Raw genomic sequence first — 16,762 nt, 5'->3', positions numbered from 1 at the left:
GGTCCCGGTGTGGTCGGCCGCCTCGCGCATCGGCCGCTTGGTACCGTTCCTCCTCCGGAGGGACCGAGGTGGGGATGGCCATGTCCGGCACCGTCAACGCGGCACCGACACTCGACGATCCCTACGCCGTCGCGCTGGGGGAGCGGCTGCGGCGCGTGCGCCAGCAGCAGCACCTGTCCCTGCACGACGTCGAGGCGCGCAGCAACGGCGACCTCAAGGCGAGCGTGCTGGGTGCCTACGAGCGCGGCGAACGGGCGGTGTCGATCACCCGTCTGCACGCCATGGCGCAGTTCTTCCGGGTCCCGGTCGCCGAGCTGCTGCCGGAGCCGGTGAGCGAGCGTCGTCCCGGTGTGGTCGAGAGCGAACACGTCGTGCTCGACCTGGTCGCGCTCGAACGACAGCGCGAGCGCGAGGCCCTGCTGGCACGCTACGTCGACTCGATCAAGTCGCGTCGCGGCGACTACAACGGTCAGGTGCTCACCGTCCGCGCCGCGGATCTCGACACGCTGGCCGCCGTCATGGACACCACGCCGGTGGCGCTGCGGTCGCGGTTGTCCACCGCCGGCATCGTGCGCTGAGGTATACGCTGGGGGACCGCCGCTCGTGTCCGGCGACGCCGACCCAGGAGCCAGAGAGCCTCCGTGAGTAGTACGCCGTCACCGTTGGGTGACCCCGGCGCAGCCGCCGTGCCCGCCGACACCGTCAAGGTCCTCGTTCCCGGTGAGCACTCGATGGTCTCCCTGCTCGGGACCAACGACGAGCTGCTGAAGCTGATCGAACAGGCCTTCCCCGCCGACATCCACGTCCGCGGCAACGAGATCACGATCGCGACCGCCGACGCCGTCGAGACCGCGCGCGTGGCGCGGTTGTTCGAGGAACTCGTGCTGCTGCTCGGTCGCGGGCAGCTGCTCGACAAGCCGCTCGTGCGCCAGACGATCCGCATGATCCGTGCCGACGAGGGAGAGCGCCCCTCCGACGTGCTCTCCGAGGCGCTGATCACCCATCGCGGCCGCACGATCCGCCCCAAGACCCTCGGGCAGAAGCGCTACCTCGACGCCATCAAGGTCAACACCGTCACCTTCGGCATCGGGCCGGCCGGCACGGGCAAGACCTACCTCGCCATGGGCGCCGCCGTGCAGGCCCTGCGGGCCAAGCAGGTCAACCGCCTGATCCTCACCCGTCCGGCGGTCGAGGCCGGTGAGCGGCTGGGGTTCCTGCCCGGGACGCTGCACGAGAAGATCGATCCCTACCTCAAGCCGCTGTGGGACGCCCTGCACGACATGATGGAGGCCGAGGAGCTGATCGCCCACGTCGACCGCGGGACCATCGAGGTGGCGCCGTTGGCCTACATGCGCGGGCGCACGCTCAACGACGCGTTCATCGTGCTCGACGAGGCGCAGAACACCACCGCCGAGCAGATGAAGATGTTCCTCACCCGCATCGGGTTCAACTCCAAGGCGGTCGTGACCGGTGACGTGAGTCAGGTCGACCTGCCCTCGGGGCGGAAATCGGGCCTGCGGATCGTCGGGGACATCCTCGAGGGCATCGAGGGCGTCGCCTTCGCGCGTCTGCAGGCCGGTGACGTGGTGCGTCACCACATCGTGCAGCGCATCGTCGAGGCCTACGCGGAGTGGGACCAGGCGCAGGAGGAGGCCCAGGAGGCCCGCGACCGTGGCGCACGCGGCGAGCGTGACCGTCGCTTCCAGGAGGACTGAGTCGTGGCCGTGTTCCTCGCCGACGAGCAGACGCTGCCCGTCGACACCGACGACCTCGTTGCCCTCGCGCGTCACGTGCTGCGCACGCAGCGGGTGCCCGAGGACATGGAGCTCGCCCTGCTGTTGGTCGACGAGTCCACCATCGCCGGGCTCAACGCCCAGCACCTGGGCAAGCCGGGGCCGACCGACGTGCTCGCGTTCCCGATCGACGAACCCGGCGAGGCCCCGCCCGGCGGACCGGCGGTGCTCGGCGACGTGGTGCTGTGCCCGGCGGTCGCCGCCGCGCGGGCCCCCGACCTCGGCCGGACCCCGGAGGACGAGATCCGGTTGCTGACCGTCCACGGCATCCTCCACCTGTTGGGCATGGACCACGCCGACCCGGAGGAGGAGCGGGCCATGTTCGGTCTGACCGACGACCTGCTCGCCTCCTACGCGGCCGCGTCCGAGGTCGACCGATGAGCGAGCGACGTGCGCCCGATGCGTGAGGGCGACGAACCGGTGCGCCCCCGCACGGCCGACCGAGCGGGGGCGCGTCCGTGACCCTCTCGCTCCCGCTGGTCGTCACCGGGATCGTCCTGCTCGTGCTCACCGCGGCGTCCGCCGCGGTGGAGACGGTGGTCGACCGGCTCAACGTGGTCCGCGCCCTGCGCCTGCGCGAGGAGGAGCGCCGTGGCGCCCCGGCGCTGCTGTGGCTGACCGAGCACCGGGCGACCAGTCTCAGCGTGCTGCTCGCCGTCGGGCTGACGCTGCGGGTCGCACTCGGTGCGGTGGCCGGCCTGGTCGGCTGGCAACTCGACGCCGGACCCGGGGCGGCCGTCGCGGTGGCCGTGGCGGTCGTGGCCACGCTGGTGCTCGGCGAGGTCGCGCCCCGCACGGTCGTGCTCCGTCACCTCGAGACCGCCGGGCTGCGGCTGGCCGGACCGGCCCGCGTGCTCGTGCGCGTGCTGGACCCGGTGGCCCGCGGCGTGGTCACCCTGGGCCGGGCGCTGGTGCCGCGCCGCCACGAGGTGTCCGGGCCCTACGCGACCGACGACGAGCTGCGGCAGCTCGACGCGGACGAGGAGGAGCAGGACGACGAGCTCGAGCCCGAGGAACGGGCCATGATCCGCTCGATCTTCGAGCTCGCCGACACCATCGTCCGCGAGATCATGGTGCCGCGCCCCGACATGGTCCTGGTGGCCGAGGACGCCGCGCTGCACGACGTGGTGCAGGTCGTGCTCGAGCGGGGCTACTCGCGGGTCCCCGTCCACGCCGCCGACGACGTCGACACCGTCGTCGGCGTCGTCTACGCCAAGGACCTGCTGCGACGGGTCGCGACCGAGCAGCGACGCGAACGCTGGGGCGACCTCGTCCGACGGCCCACCTTCGTGCCCGAGACCAAGCGCTGCGACGAGCTGCTGCGGGAACTGCAGGAGGCGACCGTCCACCTCGCCATCGTCGTCGACGAGTACGGCGAGACGGTGGGTCTGGTCACCATCGAGGACATCCTCGAGGAGATCGTCGGCGAGATCGTCGACGAGCACGACCACGAGGAACCGCTGGTCGAGCTGCTCGACGACGAGGTCCTGCGGGTCGACGCGCGGCTCGGGGTCGACGACCTCAACGAACTGCTCGACGCGGCCCTGCCCGAGGAGGGTTGGGACAGCGTCGGCGGGCTGGTGTTCGGCACGCTCGGCCGGGTGCCGGTGGAGGGCGAGCAGCTCGAGCTCGAAGGGCTTTGCATCACCGTCGAGCGCGTGCAGGGGCGACGGGTGGGCAAGGTGCTCGTCGCCCGCCGGCCGCCGGTCGAGGACGAGGCGGCCGAGTCGGTCGGGTCGTGAGCACGTACGCTGCCGGCGCCCGCCGTGCGGGGCCGCCCGGTTGCGGGCACGAGACGCACGAGACGCACGAGATCAGGAGTGCTGACCGATGAAGGCCGAGCCGCGTCGCCGTGGCGTCACCTACGACGAGGCGGACCTGCTGCGGCGGGCCCGCACGGTGCGCGCCCGCGCGTACGCGCCGTACTCGTCCTTCCACGTCGGCGCGGTGGTGCTCACCGAGGACGGGCAGCTGTTCGAGGGCGTCAACGTCGAGAACGCCTCGTACCGGATGACCACCTGTGCCGAGCAGAGCGCGATCGCCACGATGGTGACGGCCGGGGTCCGCAGCCCGATCGTGGCGGTCGCGGTGGTCGGCGACGGTGAGGACCCCTGCACGCCGTGCGGTGCGTGCCGGCAGACCATCTTCGAGTTCGGTCCGCAGGCGACCGTCTACGCCTCGGGGGACGCGGGACGTCCGCTGGTCACCGTGATCGCCGACCTGCTGCCGCACGGATTCGGTCCCCGGCGCCTCGCGCAGGGCCAGTCCTGAGCGCACCCACCCCCGCTGCGCAGTTCGGAGACCACCGTGTCCGGCCGTGAGCTCGACCTCGACGCCATCCTCGCCGGTGCGGACGAGCCGCTGCCCGAGGGGCACCGCTCGGGCCTGCTGGCCCTCGTCGGCCGGCCCAACGTGGGCAAGTCGACGCTGCTCAACCAGATGGTCGGGGAGAAGGTCGCCATCGTCACCCAGGTGCCCGGGACCACCCGCAACGCGATCCGCGGCGTGGTGACCCGCAGCGACGCCCAGCTGGTGTTCCTCGACACCCCCGGCCTGGCCAAGCCGCGCACGCTGCTCACCCGCCGGCTCAACGAACTGGTGCGCGACACCTGGGCCGGTGTCGACGCGGTCTGCTTCCTGGTCGACGTGGCCGACGGCATCGGCCGCGGTGACGAGTTCCTGGCCGCGGAGCTGGCGGGGATCCGCACGCCGGTGGTGGCGGTCGCGAACAAGGTGGACCGCGTTCGGGACAAGGCGTCGCTGCTGCCGCGCCTGGCGCGGCTCGAGGGGTTGCTCGGCGAGGGCCGCTCGTTCGCCGACATCGTGCCGGTGTCGGCCGAGACGGGCGAGAACGTGCCGGCGCTGCTCGACGTGCTGGTGTCGCACCTGCCCGAGGGGCCGCGGTTGTTCGGCAGCGGTCACGTCTCGGACCAGCCCGAGGCGCAGCTGGCCGCCGAGATCCTGCGGGAGAAGCTCATCCGGGACCTGCAGCACGAGCTGCCGCACTCGGTGGCCGTCACCGTCGACGAGATCCGCCCCTCCGAGGAGCGCGAGGACCTGCTCGAGGTCGATGCGGTGATCCACGTCGAGCGGGACAGCCAGAAGGGCATCGTCATCGGGCGCAAGGGCGCCAACCTGAAGGCGGCCGCCACGGCCGCCCGGCAGGAGCTCGAGGTGCTGCTGGGCGCGAAGGTGTTCCTGACGACGCACGTCACGGTCGCCAAGGAGTGGCAGCGTGACGCCAAGCAGCTCGGCAGGCTCGGCTACTGATGGTGCGCGACGAACTCGCCCTGCTCGACTACCGGCGGCGGGTCGCCGCGCTCTACGCCGGACTGCGCCGACGCGGGGTCGACGAGGACGGCTGGCGGTGGTGGCGAGCACAGCGTGACGAGCTGTTCGCCGCCCATCCGGCGAGCCCGGTCCCGCCGGCGCGCCGGGCGACCTTCGACGGACTGCCGTTCGGCGACTACGACCCGGAGCTGCACCTCGGGGCGGTGACGCTCGAACCGGCCGTTCATGCGGTCTTCGAGGTCGCCCACAGTGCGTCGGGCACCACACCGGCGCGACGCTTCGCCACGCTGCCGCTGCGCCTGGGCGACCAGGAACACCGGGTGTCGGTGTACTGGCTCGACGTCTACGGCGGCGGGGTGTTCGTGCCGTTGCGCGACGCGTCCAACGGGCGCGACACCTACGGCGGCGGGCGCTACCTGCTCGACACCGCGAAGTCGGCCGACCTCGGCGGCGATCCCGCCGCGCTCGTGGTGGACCTCAACTTCGTCTACCACCCCTCGTGCGCGCACGACCCGACCTGGTCGTGCCCGCTGGCGCCGGTGGACGAACGCCTGCCCGTGGCCGTGGCCGCGGGCGAGCGTCTGGCCGCAGGATGAGCGCCGTGGGAGAACCCGTCGTGCTGCAGACCGGACCGGAGACGTTCCAGGTCCTGCTCGGTGGCGGCCGGCGGCTCGACGCGACCCTCGCTCACCACACCCGCCGCGGTCTGGGGCTGCACGGGGTGCCGCCGGTGCAGGTCGCCACCGAGATCGTGCGCTTCCTGCTCGAACGCGACGGTCTGCCCGACGACGACGGACCGCTCGTCCTGGCGGCCCTCGCCGGCCGACATCCGGAGTTCGTCGAGGAGATCCGGGCGCGACTCGGGTGAGCGGCCGGCTCGCCCTGCCAGCGGGCACTACCTTCTCCGGGCGCGCCCGGGATCTGGGCGGGCGCCCGGACACGAGCAGGAGCGACTCGATGCCGAAGGCGGTCTGGAACGGGGCGGTGCTCGCGGACAGTGACGCGACCGTCATGGTCGAGGGCAACCACTACTTCCCGCCGCAGAGCGTGGACATGCGCCTGCTCCGGGAGGCCGACAAGACGTCCGTCTGCCCGTGGAAGGGGACCGCGTCGTACTACGACGTCGTCGTGGACAGACAGGTGAACTCCGGCGCTGCCTGGACCTACCGCGATCCCAAACGCAAGGCGGCCCAGATCCAGGACCACATCGCGTTCTGGGGCGGGGTGCAGGTCGGCTGATCGTCACGCGCAAGCGTCCGATGCGTATCGAACGGTTCTTCGTTTCGTACGTCGTACGGTCGTACGGGGAGGTGGTCGGGGGTGCGCAGGTGGTGGGTGACCCTGGAGTCGACGACCCATCGTCCTTCCTTCCCCGCAGGAGTTCTCCCGTGAAGTTGCGTTCCCGCGTTCTGCCCGCCGCCGCGGCGGCCGCCCTGCTGCTCGCCGCCTGTGACGCCGGCGACGACGCGCAGGACCCCGGCGTCGAGGACACCGACACCGGCGCCACCGAGGACACCGACGACGGCGGCATCCTCGACGACGACCTGACCGGCGACGACACCCTGGGCGAGGACACCGCCGAGGAGCAGGCGCTCGACCCCGAGGACGCCGAGGTGCAGCTCGACGTCGTCTCCTCCGAGCTCGGTGACCACGTCGTCGACGCCGAGGGACGCAGCCTGTACGTCTCGTCCGACGACGAGGAGGGCGTCAGCAACTGCCTCAACGACTGCGCGCAGATCTGGCCGCCGGTCCTGGTCGACGGTGAGCCGACCGCGATCGGTGAGCTCGACGAGACGCTGCTCGGCACCACCGAGCGTGACGACGACACCGGTACGCAGGTGACCTACAACGGCTGGCCCCTGTACTGGTTCGTCTCCGACGCCGAGCCGGGGGACACCCGCGGTCAGGGCGTCAACGGCACCTGGTGGCTGATCGGGGGCGACGGTGAGCCGATCGCCGAGGGCGGCATCCAGGACGAGCCGGGCGACGCCGACGCCGGCACCGACGAGGACACCGACGCCGAGGGCGACGAGGACGCCTGACCTCCTCCGAGGGTCGAGGTGCGAGGGGCGGGGCCGGTGGCCGCGCCCCTCGGTCGTCCGGCGCGGGTGCCGGTCGGACGCACCGCTAGCCTCGCCGCCGACGTGCGACCGACGTGCGACGACGGATGAAGACGTGATGGCGAAGAAGAGCGACCTGGGCGTGACCCCGCTGAGCGAGGACGTCTCCGCCTGGTACAACGAGCTGGTGTTCAAGGCCGAGCTGGCCGACCGGGGGCCCGCGAAGGGCACGATGGTCATCCGCCCCTACGGCTACCGCGTGTGGGAGCTGCTGCAGAGCCAGCTCGACCAGCGCTTCAAGGACACCGGGCACGTCAACGCGTCGTTCCCGCTGTTCATCCCGGAGTCCTACCTCAAGCGCGAGGCCGAGCACGTCGAGGGGTTCAGCCCCGAGCTCGCCGTGGTCACCCACGCCGGCGGCAAGGAGCTCGAGGAGCCGCTGGTCGTGCGGCCCACCTCCGAGACCATCATCGGCGAGATGTACAGCAAGTGGATCTCGAGCTACCGCGACCTGCCGATCCTGATCAACCAGTGGGCCAACGTGGTCCGGTGGGAACTGCGACCGCGCGTGTTCCTGCGCACGACCGAGTTCCTGTGGCAGGAGGGGCACACCGCCCACGCCTCGAAGGACGAGGCGATGGAGGAGACCCTGCGCATGTTCGACGTCTACGCGGAGTTCGCGCGCAACGTCGCCGCCATCCCGATGGTCCAGGGCGAGAAGACCCCCGGCGAGCGCTTCGCCGGTGCCGTCGCGACCTTCTCCATCGAGGGGATGATGCGCGACGGCAAGGCGCTGCAGTCGGGCACCTCGCACTACCTCGGCACCAACTTCGCCAAGGCCTTCGACATCTCGTTCCAGGACGAGAACAACGAACTGCAGCTCGCCCACACCACGTCGTGGGGCATGTCGACCCGCATGATCGGGGCCGTGATCCTCGCCCACGGCGACGACCAGGGACTGGTGCTGCCGCCGCGGCTGGCCCCCATCCAGGTCGTCATCGTCCCGATCGGTCGCGGTGAGCAGGCCGAGGGCCCGCGCGCCAAGGCGCACGAGCTCGCGGCGCAGCTCGCCGAGGCCGGGGTGCGTGCCCACGTCGACGATCGCGACGCCTCGCCGGGCTTCAAGTTCAACGACTGGGAGCTCAAGGGCGTGCCGCTGCGCGTCGAGCTCGGACCGCGCGACCTCGAGGCCGGTCACGTGCTGATGGCCCAGCGGATCGGGGAGCTCGACGACAAGGGCCGCGCGGTCAAGGACACGCTCGGCTTCGACGAGTTCGTCGCCGCGGTGCCCGACCGCCTCGACGTCTACCACGAGCTGCTGCTCGAGCGGGCCCGCACCTTCCGTGACGAGCACTCGGCTCCCGTGGACGACTTCGACGCCTTCGAGGCGCAGGTCGCGGTCGGCTTCGCCTGTGCGCTCCACTGCGGCGAGGCGTCCTGCGAGGACGACATCAAGGCCGCCACCGCCGCGACGCCGCGTTGCATCCCGGTCGACGGTGACGCCGAGGAGGGCGCCTGCGTGCGCTGCGGCAAGGCGTCCGCCTACGGCAAGCGGGTCGTGTTCGCCCGCGCCTACTGACCCCCGCAGCCAACGGCGGCCCCACACCCCCGCGGTGGCCGCTGCGCCAGACCGGGGACGACGACCTCAGCCGGTCGGCGCCTCGCGCAGGAACTGCAGGGCCTCGTCGGCGTGTCGCTGCATGTTCAGCTCGCTGCCCACGACGAGCCGGACCGTCAGGTCGGGGCCGAGCACGTAGGTCTGGCGTCGGCTCGGCAACGGACCGGCGCGCTTGGCGCCGAACGCGCGGGCGACCTCGCCCTCGGGGTCGGCGACGAGCGGGAAGTCGAACTCGTGCTCGGTGCCGAACCGTTGCTGGGTCGCGAGATCGTCACGACTCACTCCGACGCGGGTGGCGCCGACCTCGGCGAACTCGGCGCCGAGATCCCGGAAGTGACACGCCTGCGCGGTACAGCCGGGCGTGAAGGCCTTCGGGTAGAAGAACACGACCAGCTCACGGCCGTCGGCGAGCGCCTGCAGGCTCGTGGTGGTGCCGTCACTCAGGCGGACGGCGAGGTCCGGGACGTGGTCTCCGACGGCGACGGGCACGGGTTCGCTCCTGGTCGAGGCGCCGGTCCGGCCGATCCCGGCAGGAAGGAGTTCGGGGCCGTGCGGGAGGTGTACCGCCTGGTCGCGCCACGGGGGCGCAGCCTGACCGGGCGGGCGCGGCCGGCCGCCGCTGCGCTACGGGTCGTGCAGTAGCGTCGCCCCCCCGTCCTCGCCGTCGTCTCCGAGGAGTCCCGCGTGGCCACGATCGTCCTGGTCCGGCACGCCACCACCGCGGCCACCGGCAAGCGCCTGGGTGGCTGGACGCCCGGCGTCCACCTCGACGAGGCCGGGCGCGGTCAGGCGGAGCGGACCGCAGCGCTGCTGTCGGGGCTGGAGCTGGCCGCGGTGTACGCGTCGCCGCTGGAGCGCACCCAGGAAACCGCCCGGATCGTCGCCCAACCGCACGGGTTGCCGGTGCAGACGCGGCGCGACATCGGCGAGGTCGACTACGGCGAGTGGACCGACGAGCCGCTCGAGCAGCTGCGCGGGCGTCCGCTGTGGCCCGTCATCCAGCACACGCCCTCGCGGGTGCGCTTCCCGGGCGGCGAGTCGATCCGCGGGATGCAGTCCCGCGCGGTCGAGGCGGTCGAGTTCCTGGCGGCCGAGCACACCGGACGGACGGTCGTCGCCGTCAGCCACGCCGACGTCATCAAGGCGGTGCTGGCGCACTTCCTGGGCATGCCGCTCGACACCTTCCAGCGGCTGCACGTCGCTCCCGCGTCGGTGAGCATGCTGCACCTGGCCCCGGACGCCGCGCCGATGCTGCTGACCGGGAACCTCACCGGCGAGGCACCGACCGTCCCGTCGCCCCCCGACCCGGCATCCTCCGACCCGGCATCCTCCGACCCGGCACCCTCCGACCCGGCATCCTCCGACCCGGCATCCTCCGACCCCACCGAGCGGCAGCAGGGAGACACCCCGTGATCGACGTCGAGCTTCCCGAGCCCCACCACGTCACCGTGGGGACCGTCGGCGAACCCGGCAACCGCACCTTCTTCGTCCAGGCCCAGGACGAGGACGCGCTCGTGACCCTCGTGCTGGAGAAGCAGCAGGTCGGCGGGATCGGGGACCTGCTCGCCCAGCTGCTCGCCCGCGTCGACGACCGGCCGGCCACCGACTGGGACCGCGCCGCCATGGCGCTGCGCGACCCGGTCGAACCGCGTTGGCGGGTCGGGGAGCTCGGCGTCGGCATCGACGACGAGGGCGTGCGCTTCGTGCTGGAGTTCACCGAGTTGCTGCTCGTGGACGACGAGGCGGACCTCGACGAGCTGCCCGAGCCCCGCGAGGTGCGCGTCTGGTGCAACCAGGACCAGGCCCGGCGGCTGGCAGCCCACGCCGACGAGCTGGTCGGCCAGGGGCGGCCGCGCTGTCAGCTGTGCGGCCGGCCGATGGCGGCCGACGGCTCCCACGTGTGCCCCTCGACCAACGGGCACGGGCGCCTGACCCGCTGACGTGACCGACCCGGCCGACGCGCGCGAGCCCGCTGACGCACCCGACGCGGGTGCGGCCGACGCGGATGCGGTCGACGCCACGATGGCACGGCGCCTGCGTACGGCCCCGCTCGAGGCGGTCGGACAGTTCGCCGACGCCTCGAACGCGACCCTGCTGGTCCGGTTGCGCGACCGCGACCCGCGCACCCTCGACGAGCTGGTCGCCGACCTCGGGCACGAGCCCACCGTCGAGGAGCTCGACCCACGCGACCTGGCGGTCTACAAGCCGCGCCGCGGCGAGGCCCCGCTGTGGGACTTCCCGTCGGGAACCCTCCACCGGCGCGAGGTGGCGGCATGGGAGATCTCCGACGCGCTGGGATGGGAACTCGTGCCGACCACCGTCGTGCGCACCGAGGCGCCCTTCGGCGTCGGCAGCCTGCAGCGGTTCGTGCCCCACGATCCCGAGCAACACTACTTCTGGTTGCTCGAGCAGGCCGAACCGGCCGTCGTCGCGCAGTTGGTCGCCATGGTCGTGTTCGACCTGGTCATCGACAACGCCGACCGCAAGGGGGGCCACGTGCTGCTCGAACAGCCGATCGACGGTCGACCCGCGGATCCGGCGGTGCCGCGCATCCGGCTGGTCGACCACGGCGTGAGTCTCAACGTCGAGCCCAAGCTGCGCACCGTCGGGTGGCACTTCGCCGGTGAGCCGGTGCCCGACCACCTGCGCGTCGAGGTGGCCGCGCTGGCGGCGGCGTTCGACGAGGACCTCGCGCCCCGGCTCGACGGCCTGCTGGAGGGCCCCGAACTCGCGGTGCTCGCGCAACGGTTGCGCCGCGTGGCCGAGCTCGAGGTGTTCCCCTCCCCGCAGGGGGAGCGCCCGTTCCCCTGGCCGCTGTTGTGAGCCCGGTGTGCGGACCCGGTGCGTCGGCGTGCCGGGCGCCGTCGGGTACAACGGCGGGCATGGAGATCGACACCCTGAGCGACGACCTGCTCGACGACGCGCTGGCCCTGTGGGCACGCACCGAACAGCTCGCCCCCGCGCCGCGCGAGGAGGTCGAGCAGTTGCGCGCCCACGACGGCGGGCTCGTGCTCGGCGCCGTCGACGACGGCCGGCTCGTCGGGGTGGTGCTCGGCAGCTTCGACGGCCGGCGGGGGGCGATCAGCCGCCTGGCCGTGGACGCCTCCGCGCGCCGACGCGGCGTCGCCCAGGCGTTGGTGGCTGAACTCGAGGACCGACTGGCCGCGCGTGGTTGTCGCCGCGTGAGCCTGTACGTCTACGCCGGCAACGACCTCGGTCGGGGCTTCTGGGCCGCCCTGGGCTACGACGAGGCCCCTGACGTGGTGCTGTTCAGCCGCCGCCTCGACCCGACCGACACGGACGGTTCGCCGTGCTGAGCCGCTGATGGCGACCTACCGCGAGCAGGGCATCGTCCTGCGGACCCACAAGCTCGGCGAGACCGACCGGATCCTGCACCTGGTCACGCAGGGACGCGGCAAGGTCCGCGCCGTCGCCAAGGGCGTGCGACGTCCGGGCTCCCGCTTCGGCGGACGCCTCGAGCCCTACAGTCATGTCGACCTGCAGCTGTACGAGGGCCGCAACCTCGACGTCGTCAACCAGGCCGAGCTGATCGCGCCGCACGCCGCCGTCCGGGCCGACTACGCCCTGTCGGCCTCCGCCGCGACGATGACGGAACTGACCGACGCCGTCGCGCAGGAGGGCGAACGCGACAACGCGCTGTTCCTGCTCCTGCGCGCCGGGTTGCAGGCGTTGGAGGCGGCGCCGCCGGACCCGGCCGTGTTCGTCGACGCGTTCCTGCTGCGGCTGGCGTCGATCGTCGGCTTCCACGCGTTCACCGAGGCCTGCGCGGTGTGCCGCACGCCCGGCCGGCACGTGTTCCTGAGCGTCAAGGCCGGCGGCACGCTGTGTGCCGACTGCGCCCCGACCGGGACCCGCGCGGTGGACCGCGACGTGGTCGAGGCCGTCCGGCTCCTCGGGGCACCGGGGGAGTGGGCGGCGCTGCCCGCCCTGAGCCGCGAGCAGCCCGACGCGGGCCGGGTCGCCGCCTCCTACGTCCGCGCGTTCGTCGAGCACCACCTCGACCGGCGGCTGCGCAGCTACGAGCTGGTGCCTCGCCAGTAGGCTCGCGCCTCGCCCGTAGCGCACACGTCGTCGGACAAGGACCCGGGGTGGAGATCGACCAGCTCGACCCGGCCCGCATCCCCGGCCACGTCGCCATCATCATGGACGGCAACGGCCGCTGGGCCAACCGGCAGGGCCTCAAGCGCAACGCCGGGCACGAGGCCGGGGAGCAGGCCCTGTTCGACACCGTCGAGGGAGCGCTCGAACTCGGCATCCGGGACCTGACCGTCTACGCGTTCTCGACCGAGAACTGGAAGCGCCCCCCCGACGAGGTCCGCTTCCTGATGAACTTCAACGAGTCGCTGCTCGTCCGCCGCGCCGACGAACTCGACGACCGCGAGGTGCGGGTCCGCTTCCTCGGCCGGCGCAACCGACCCGTGCCCCGTCGCCTGGTGCGCCTGATCGAGGACACCGAGGCGCTGACCCGCGACAACCGGCGCATGACCCTGCGGATCGCGTTCAACTACGGCGGACGCACCGAACTGCTCGACGCCACCCGACAGCTGGTCGAGGAGGCCGCCGCAGGACGGCGCAGGAAGGTCGACGAGGACGCGATCGCCGCGCGGTTGTACGACGCCGAGATGCCCGACGTCGACCTGCTGATCCGGACCTCGGGTGAACAGCGGCTGTCGAACTACCTGCTGTGGCAGGCCGCGTACGCCGAGTTGGTGTTCACCGAGCTGTTGTGGCCCGACTTCGACCGCGTCGCGCTGCGTCGGGCCGTGTACGACTACCAGTCACGCGACCGCCGGTTCGGGGGAGCGGTCGACCGCCCCCGTCCGTCGGCGTCGACGGCCCCGACCCTCCCGCCGCCAGGAGCACCATGATGGCTCGTTTCGAGGTCCGCCAGACCGACCCCAAGCGGTTCGACCCGCGTGACATCGCCTACGAGGTCGTCGACACCCAGAGCGGTCACGCCGTCGCGAGCTTCCCCGACCGCGACGAGGCGCAGGCCCACGCCGACCGCCTCGAACAGGGTCCGTTCGACCTCGACGAGCAGGACCGCCGTCGCAAGGAGCAGGACGACTGGGGGACCTGGGAGTCGTGGGACTGACCGGGGCTCACGGACCGTCGACGGCGTCGCGGACGAAGGCGTCGACGGCGTCGAGGTAGGCGTCGCCGTCGAGCAGGGCACGGTCGTTGTGATCGACCCCGGGCAGCCAGAGACGCCGGGCGTCGGTGGCCTCGGCGACCCGCGCCGACAGCTCCGGCGCCACGATGGTGTCGGCGTCCCCGGCGACGACCAGCGTCGGGCCGTCCCAGCCGGCGAGATGACGTCCGGTCGCGAACTCGTCGCGCAACAGCCACCGGACGGGCAGGAACGGGTAGTGGCGGGCACCCACCTCGGTCAGGGACGGGAACGGTGAGCGCAGCACCAGCGCCGCCGGCGGACGCTCGGCCGTGAGCGCGGCCGCGACGCCGGTGCCGATCGACTCGCCGAGGTGGACCAGGCGGTCCGGCTCGACGTCGTCGCGAGCCTCGAGGTGGTCGCGGGCTGCCCGTGCGTCGGCGAGCAACCCGGCCTCCGAGGGCCGACCCGGGTTTCCGCCGTACCCGCGGTAGTCGACCAGCAGCACCGCGTGTCCCCGTGCGACCAGTCCCTGCGCCAGCGGCAGGCGCAACTCCCGGTTCCCGGCGTTGCCGGGCAGGGCGAGCACCGTCGCGACGGGCGCCTCGGACGGCACGAGGTACCAGGCGCTCAGCTCGAGCCCGTCCCCGGTGCGCAGCGTGACGGTCTCGACCCCGGCCGGGGGTGTCGGCGTGGTGCGGTCGGGCAGGAAGATGAGCTGGCGTTGGAAGAACCAGGCCGCGAGGACCAGCAGGAGCCACAGGGCGGCGAGCGCGGCGAGGACCACCAGGGCCGTCCGGGCGGGCCCGCTCACCGTGGGACCGGCAGTTCGAGGCCCAGCACCCGGGCGAACCGCGTCAGGGTCGCGTGCGTGAGTCCCCACACGACCCGTCCGCCGAGGTCCAGGCCGGGGAAGGCGTCGTCGTAGCCGGGGACCCGGTGGGCGGTCGCGGTCCCGGGCGCGAGCAGCCGTCCCAACGGCACCCACAGCGCGTCGGCGACCTCGTCGGGATGCGGGGTCATGACGGGGCGCTCGTCGAGCACGAACACGTAGGTGGCCACCCGCGCGTCCCGGTGGTGGCCGTGGTGGTCGTCGAGGCGACCGACGGGGGCGTCGAGTGCGAGGCCGACCTCCTCGCGGGTCTCGCGCACGGCGGTGGCGGCCAGGTCCGGGTCGTCCGGGTCGCGCTTGCCTCCCGGCAGGGCCATGTGTCCGGACCAGGGGTCGCCGGTGCGCTCGACCCGTTCGATCAGGGCGAGCTCCGGACCGTCACCCGGCGCCACCACCAGCGCGGTCGCCGCCTGCCAGCCCTCGGTGACGAGGTGTTCGGGTGCGGCATCGGGTACGTGCCGGGCGACCAGGTCGCGGATCCGGTCGAGTGAAGGCAGCGCGCTCACGGGTCGCGGCGGGGCAGCACCCACAGTTCGGTGGTGTAGTGCAGCGCCACGCGCCCGTGGTCGTCGCGGCTGCTGCGCTCGTGGACGTCGCGGACCGCCGCGAGGACCCGGGAACGGGTCCGCTCGTCGAGGCGGGCGACGAACGAGACCGACGCGACGCGACCGACCAGCCCCTCGATGTCGAGCTGTTGCTGCCAGGGCGCCGAGGTGGTGCCGGGTTCGCCGAAATCCGGGCTCTTCGCGAGCCAGTCGACCCATTCGTGGCGTGCCCACGAGGGGGTGTCGCCACGATGGGGGCGCAACAGGTCGTCGAGTGCGGCCTGTACCGGGGTGGTGAGATCCCGTCGGTTGAACAGCACGGCCAGCGAACCACCGGGACGCAGGACACGGGCGAACTCGCGCAGGGCACGGGGCCCGTCGAACCAGTGGAAGGCCTGCGCGGCCGTGACCGCGTCGAGGCTCGCGTCCTCGAGCGGCAGGGACTCGGCGGTGCCGGCCACGATGCGCAGCCGGTCGTCGCGGACGCTGTGCGCCAACTGCTCGCGCATGCCCGCCATCGGTTCGACGGCGATCACCTCGGCGCCCGTGGCGAGCAGACGCCGGGTGAGCTTGCCCGTGCCGGCCCCGACGTCGGCGACCCGGCGTCCGGGCGCCAACGCCAGGCGCTCGACGAGCCGGGAGACCACGCCGGGCTCGTAGTCGGGCCGGGCGGCCTCGTAGGTGGCCGCGACGCCGTCGAAGCCGGTGGCGGTCTCGTGGACCCCGTCGTGGTCACCGTTGGCGCTCATGCCGCGTCCTCGCCTCGGTCGGCGGCGACGGCGGTCTCGTCGATCAGGCGACGCAGGTGTGCGACGGCGTCGGTGGTGCTCAGCGGCGTCGCGCCCCGGGTGACCTGGTGCGCGACGATCCGCGGTTCCCGACGCAGCAGGTGCAGTCCCCGGCGCACGAGCGTGAGCGGTGGCTTGCGCCCTTCGCGCAGGTCGCGGCCGAGCCGGCGCCAGAACGTCACCAGCGGGCGGTTGGTGAGGCAGACCGCGTCGGCGAGGATCCCGGCGGTGCGGCAGCGCTCGACGAGCTCGGCGGCGAAGATGCCCTCGGCGACCACCAGCGGCGCGTCGCCGAGCGCCACGGTGTGCACGTCGACGGCCCGGTTCGACGGGATGTCGTACACCGGCAGCTCGGCGCGTCCCTCCCGGGCGAGCGAGACCAGCGCGGCGACCGCCCGGTCGGCGTTCCACGACGCCGGGTCGTCCCAGTCGACGATGCCCAGCTCACCGACCGGCAGCGCCGGGTCGTCACCGTCGCGGTAGAAGTCGTCGAGGCAGACCGTGGGCAGCCCGACCCGGGCCGCCAGCGAGGACTTGCCCGACCCGGATGGTCCCGACAGCAGCACGACGCGCGCGCGCAGGCGGGCGTCGGCGGGGGGAGGAGAGGCCGGGGAGGTCACGGCCGGCACTGTAACGCGCAGGAC

Annotated in this window: 23 protein-coding genes; 18 read left to right on the top strand and 5 right to left on the bottom strand. The window is 72.8% G+C overall.

Annotated elements, in window-relative coordinates; translation table 11 throughout:
* Positions 1-80 precede the first annotated feature (80 nt).
* From ELR47_RS13030 to proS, 11 genes are all read left to right on the top strand, one after another.
* Positions 81-578: a transcriptional regulator gene (locus tag ELR47_RS13030; protein WP_130650290.1), complete on the top strand. Its 498-nt coding sequence runs from the start codon at positions 81-83 to the stop codon at positions 576-578.
* Positions 579-641: 63 nt separating this feature from the next.
* Positions 642-1,715: a PhoH family protein gene (locus ELR47_RS13025; protein WP_229730686.1), complete on the top strand. Its 1,074-nt coding sequence runs from the start codon at positions 642-644 to the stop codon at positions 1,713-1,715.
* A 3-nt stretch (positions 1,716-1,718) separates the two neighbouring features.
* Positions 1,719-2,174: an rRNA maturation RNase YbeY gene (gene ybeY / locus ELR47_RS13020; protein WP_130650289.1), complete on the top strand. Its 456-nt coding sequence runs from the start codon at positions 1,719-1,721 to the stop codon at positions 2,172-2,174.
* A 77-nt stretch (positions 2,175-2,251) separates the two neighbouring features.
* Positions 2,252-3,535, top strand: a complete 1,284-nt coding sequence (locus tag ELR47_RS13015) for a hemolysin family protein (RefSeq protein WP_130650288.1) — start codon at positions 2,252-2,254, stop codon at positions 3,533-3,535.
* An 88-nt stretch (positions 3,536-3,623) separates the two neighbouring features.
* A complete protein-coding gene (cdd, locus tag ELR47_RS13010) occupies positions 3,624-4,064 on the top strand; it encodes a cytidine deaminase (protein WP_130650287.1) in 441 nt (146 codons plus the stop codon).
* 90 nt (positions 4,065-4,154) lie between these two features.
* Complete coding sequence (gene era / locus ELR47_RS13005; protein ID WP_130651380.1) at positions 4,155-5,063, top strand: GTPase Era; 909 nt, start codon at positions 4,155-4,157, stop codon at positions 5,061-5,063.
* Positions 5,063-5,680, top strand: a complete 618-nt coding sequence (locus tag ELR47_RS13000) for a DUF1684 domain-containing protein (protein ID WP_130650286.1) — start codon at positions 5,063-5,065, stop codon at positions 5,678-5,680. The genes era and ELR47_RS13000 overlap by 1 nt, the downstream gene beginning before the upstream one ends.
* 5 nt (positions 5,681-5,685) lie before the next feature.
* Positions 5,686-5,952 carry a hypothetical protein gene (locus ELR47_RS12995; RefSeq protein WP_130650285.1) on the top strand — a complete coding sequence of 89 codons (267 nt, stop codon included), beginning with the start codon at positions 5,686-5,688 and terminating at the stop codon, positions 5,950-5,952.
* A gap of 89 nt (positions 5,953-6,041) precedes the next feature.
* Positions 6,042-6,323, top strand: coding sequence for a DUF427 domain-containing protein (locus ELR47_RS12990; RefSeq protein WP_130650284.1), 282 nt, complete (start codon positions 6,042-6,044; stop codon positions 6,321-6,323).
* A 149-nt stretch (positions 6,324-6,472) separates the two neighbouring features.
* Positions 6,473-7,126, top strand: a complete 654-nt coding sequence (locus ELR47_RS12985) for a COG4315 family predicted lipoprotein (RefSeq protein WP_165404066.1) — start codon at positions 6,473-6,475, stop codon at positions 7,124-7,126.
* 136 nt (positions 7,127-7,262) lie between these two features.
* Entirely contained in the window at positions 7,263-8,723 is a 1,461-nt protein-coding gene (gene proS / locus ELR47_RS12980) for a proline--tRNA ligase (protein ID WP_188584444.1), read from the top strand.
* A 66-nt stretch (positions 8,724-8,789) separates the two neighbouring features.
* Here the strand turns inward: proS and ELR47_RS12975 are convergent, their stop codons facing one another.
* Positions 8,790-9,251, bottom strand: a complete 462-nt coding sequence (locus ELR47_RS12975) for a peroxiredoxin (RefSeq protein ID WP_130650282.1) — start codon at positions 9,249-9,251, stop codon at positions 8,790-8,792.
* Positions 9,252-9,446: 195 nt separating this feature from the next.
* Here ELR47_RS12975 and ELR47_RS12970 point away from each other — a divergent pair, with 195 nt between their 5' ends.
* From ELR47_RS12970 to ELR47_RS12940, 7 genes are read left to right on the top strand one after another with little or no spacing between them, the layout of a single operon-like run.
* Complete coding sequence (locus ELR47_RS12970) at positions 9,447-10,175, top strand: MSMEG_4193 family putative phosphomutase (RefSeq protein WP_205745243.1); 729 nt, start codon at positions 9,447-9,449, stop codon at positions 10,173-10,175.
* On the top strand, positions 10,172-10,702 hold the full coding sequence (locus ELR47_RS12965; RefSeq protein ID WP_165404065.1) for a DUF3090 family protein: 531 nt from the start codon (positions 10,172-10,174) through the stop codon (positions 10,700-10,702). Before ELR47_RS12970 ends, ELR47_RS12965 begins: the two co-directional genes overlap by 4 nt.
* A 1-nt stretch (position 10,703) precedes the next feature.
* The gene (locus ELR47_RS12960) at positions 10,704-11,585 is read left to right on the top strand and encodes an SCO1664 family protein (RefSeq protein ID WP_130650281.1); all 882 of its coding nucleotides are present in this window, start codon (positions 10,704-10,706) and stop codon (positions 11,583-11,585) included.
* Between the two features lie 59 nt (positions 11,586-11,644).
* Positions 11,645-12,079 (top strand): GNAT family N-acetyltransferase, encoded by a 435-nt coding sequence (locus tag ELR47_RS12955; protein ID WP_130650280.1) that lies wholly within the window; start codon positions 11,645-11,647, stop codon positions 12,077-12,079.
* A gap of 7 nt (positions 12,080-12,086) precedes the next feature.
* Positions 12,087-12,824, top strand: a complete 738-nt coding sequence (recO, locus tag ELR47_RS12950) for a DNA repair protein RecO (RefSeq protein ID WP_130650279.1) — start codon at positions 12,087-12,089, stop codon at positions 12,822-12,824.
* 47 nt (positions 12,825-12,871) lie between these two features.
* The gene (gene uppS / locus ELR47_RS12945; protein ID WP_205745242.1) at positions 12,872-13,651 is read left to right on the top strand and encodes a polyprenyl diphosphate synthase; all 780 of its coding nucleotides are present in this window, start codon (positions 12,872-12,874) and stop codon (positions 13,649-13,651) included.
* The gene (locus tag ELR47_RS12940) at positions 13,648-13,878 is read left to right on the top strand and encodes a hypothetical protein (protein ID WP_130650278.1); all 231 of its coding nucleotides are present in this window, start codon (positions 13,648-13,650) and stop codon (positions 13,876-13,878) included. Before uppS ends, ELR47_RS12940 begins: the two co-directional genes overlap by 4 nt.
* A 7-nt stretch (positions 13,879-13,885) precedes the next feature.
* On the opposite strand, the gene ELR47_RS12935 is transcribed toward ELR47_RS12940, so the two are convergent.
* The 4 genes from ELR47_RS12935 to ELR47_RS12920 are packed head-to-tail and all read right to left on the bottom strand — an operon-like array spanning position 13,886 to position 16,738.
* Positions 13,886-14,707, bottom strand: a complete 822-nt coding sequence (locus ELR47_RS12935) for an alpha/beta hydrolase (protein WP_130650277.1) — start codon at positions 14,705-14,707, stop codon at positions 13,886-13,888.
* Positions 14,704-15,291: an NUDIX hydrolase gene (locus ELR47_RS12930; RefSeq protein ID WP_165404064.1), complete on the bottom strand. Its 588-nt coding sequence runs from the start codon at positions 15,289-15,291 to the stop codon at positions 14,704-14,706. Before ELR47_RS12930 ends, ELR47_RS12935 begins: the two co-directional genes overlap by 4 nt.
* Positions 15,288-16,079 (bottom strand): class I SAM-dependent methyltransferase, encoded by a 792-nt coding sequence (locus tag ELR47_RS12925; protein ID WP_130650275.1) that lies wholly within the window; start codon positions 16,077-16,079, stop codon positions 15,288-15,290. The genes ELR47_RS12930 and ELR47_RS12925 overlap by 4 nt, the downstream gene beginning before the upstream one ends.
* Entirely contained in the window at positions 16,076-16,738 is a 663-nt protein-coding gene (locus ELR47_RS12920; protein WP_205745241.1) for a uridine kinase, read from the bottom strand. Before ELR47_RS12920 ends, ELR47_RS12925 begins: the two co-directional genes overlap by 4 nt.
* Positions 16,739-16,762 lie beyond the last annotated feature (24 nt).

Origin of the sequence: Egicoccus halophilus, from assembly GCF_004300825.1 — a bacterium.
GTDB lineage: Bacteria > Actinomycetota > Nitriliruptoria > Nitriliruptorales > Nitriliruptoraceae > Egicoccus > Egicoccus halophilus.
This window is presented reverse-complemented; position numbering and strand designations above follow the sequence as displayed.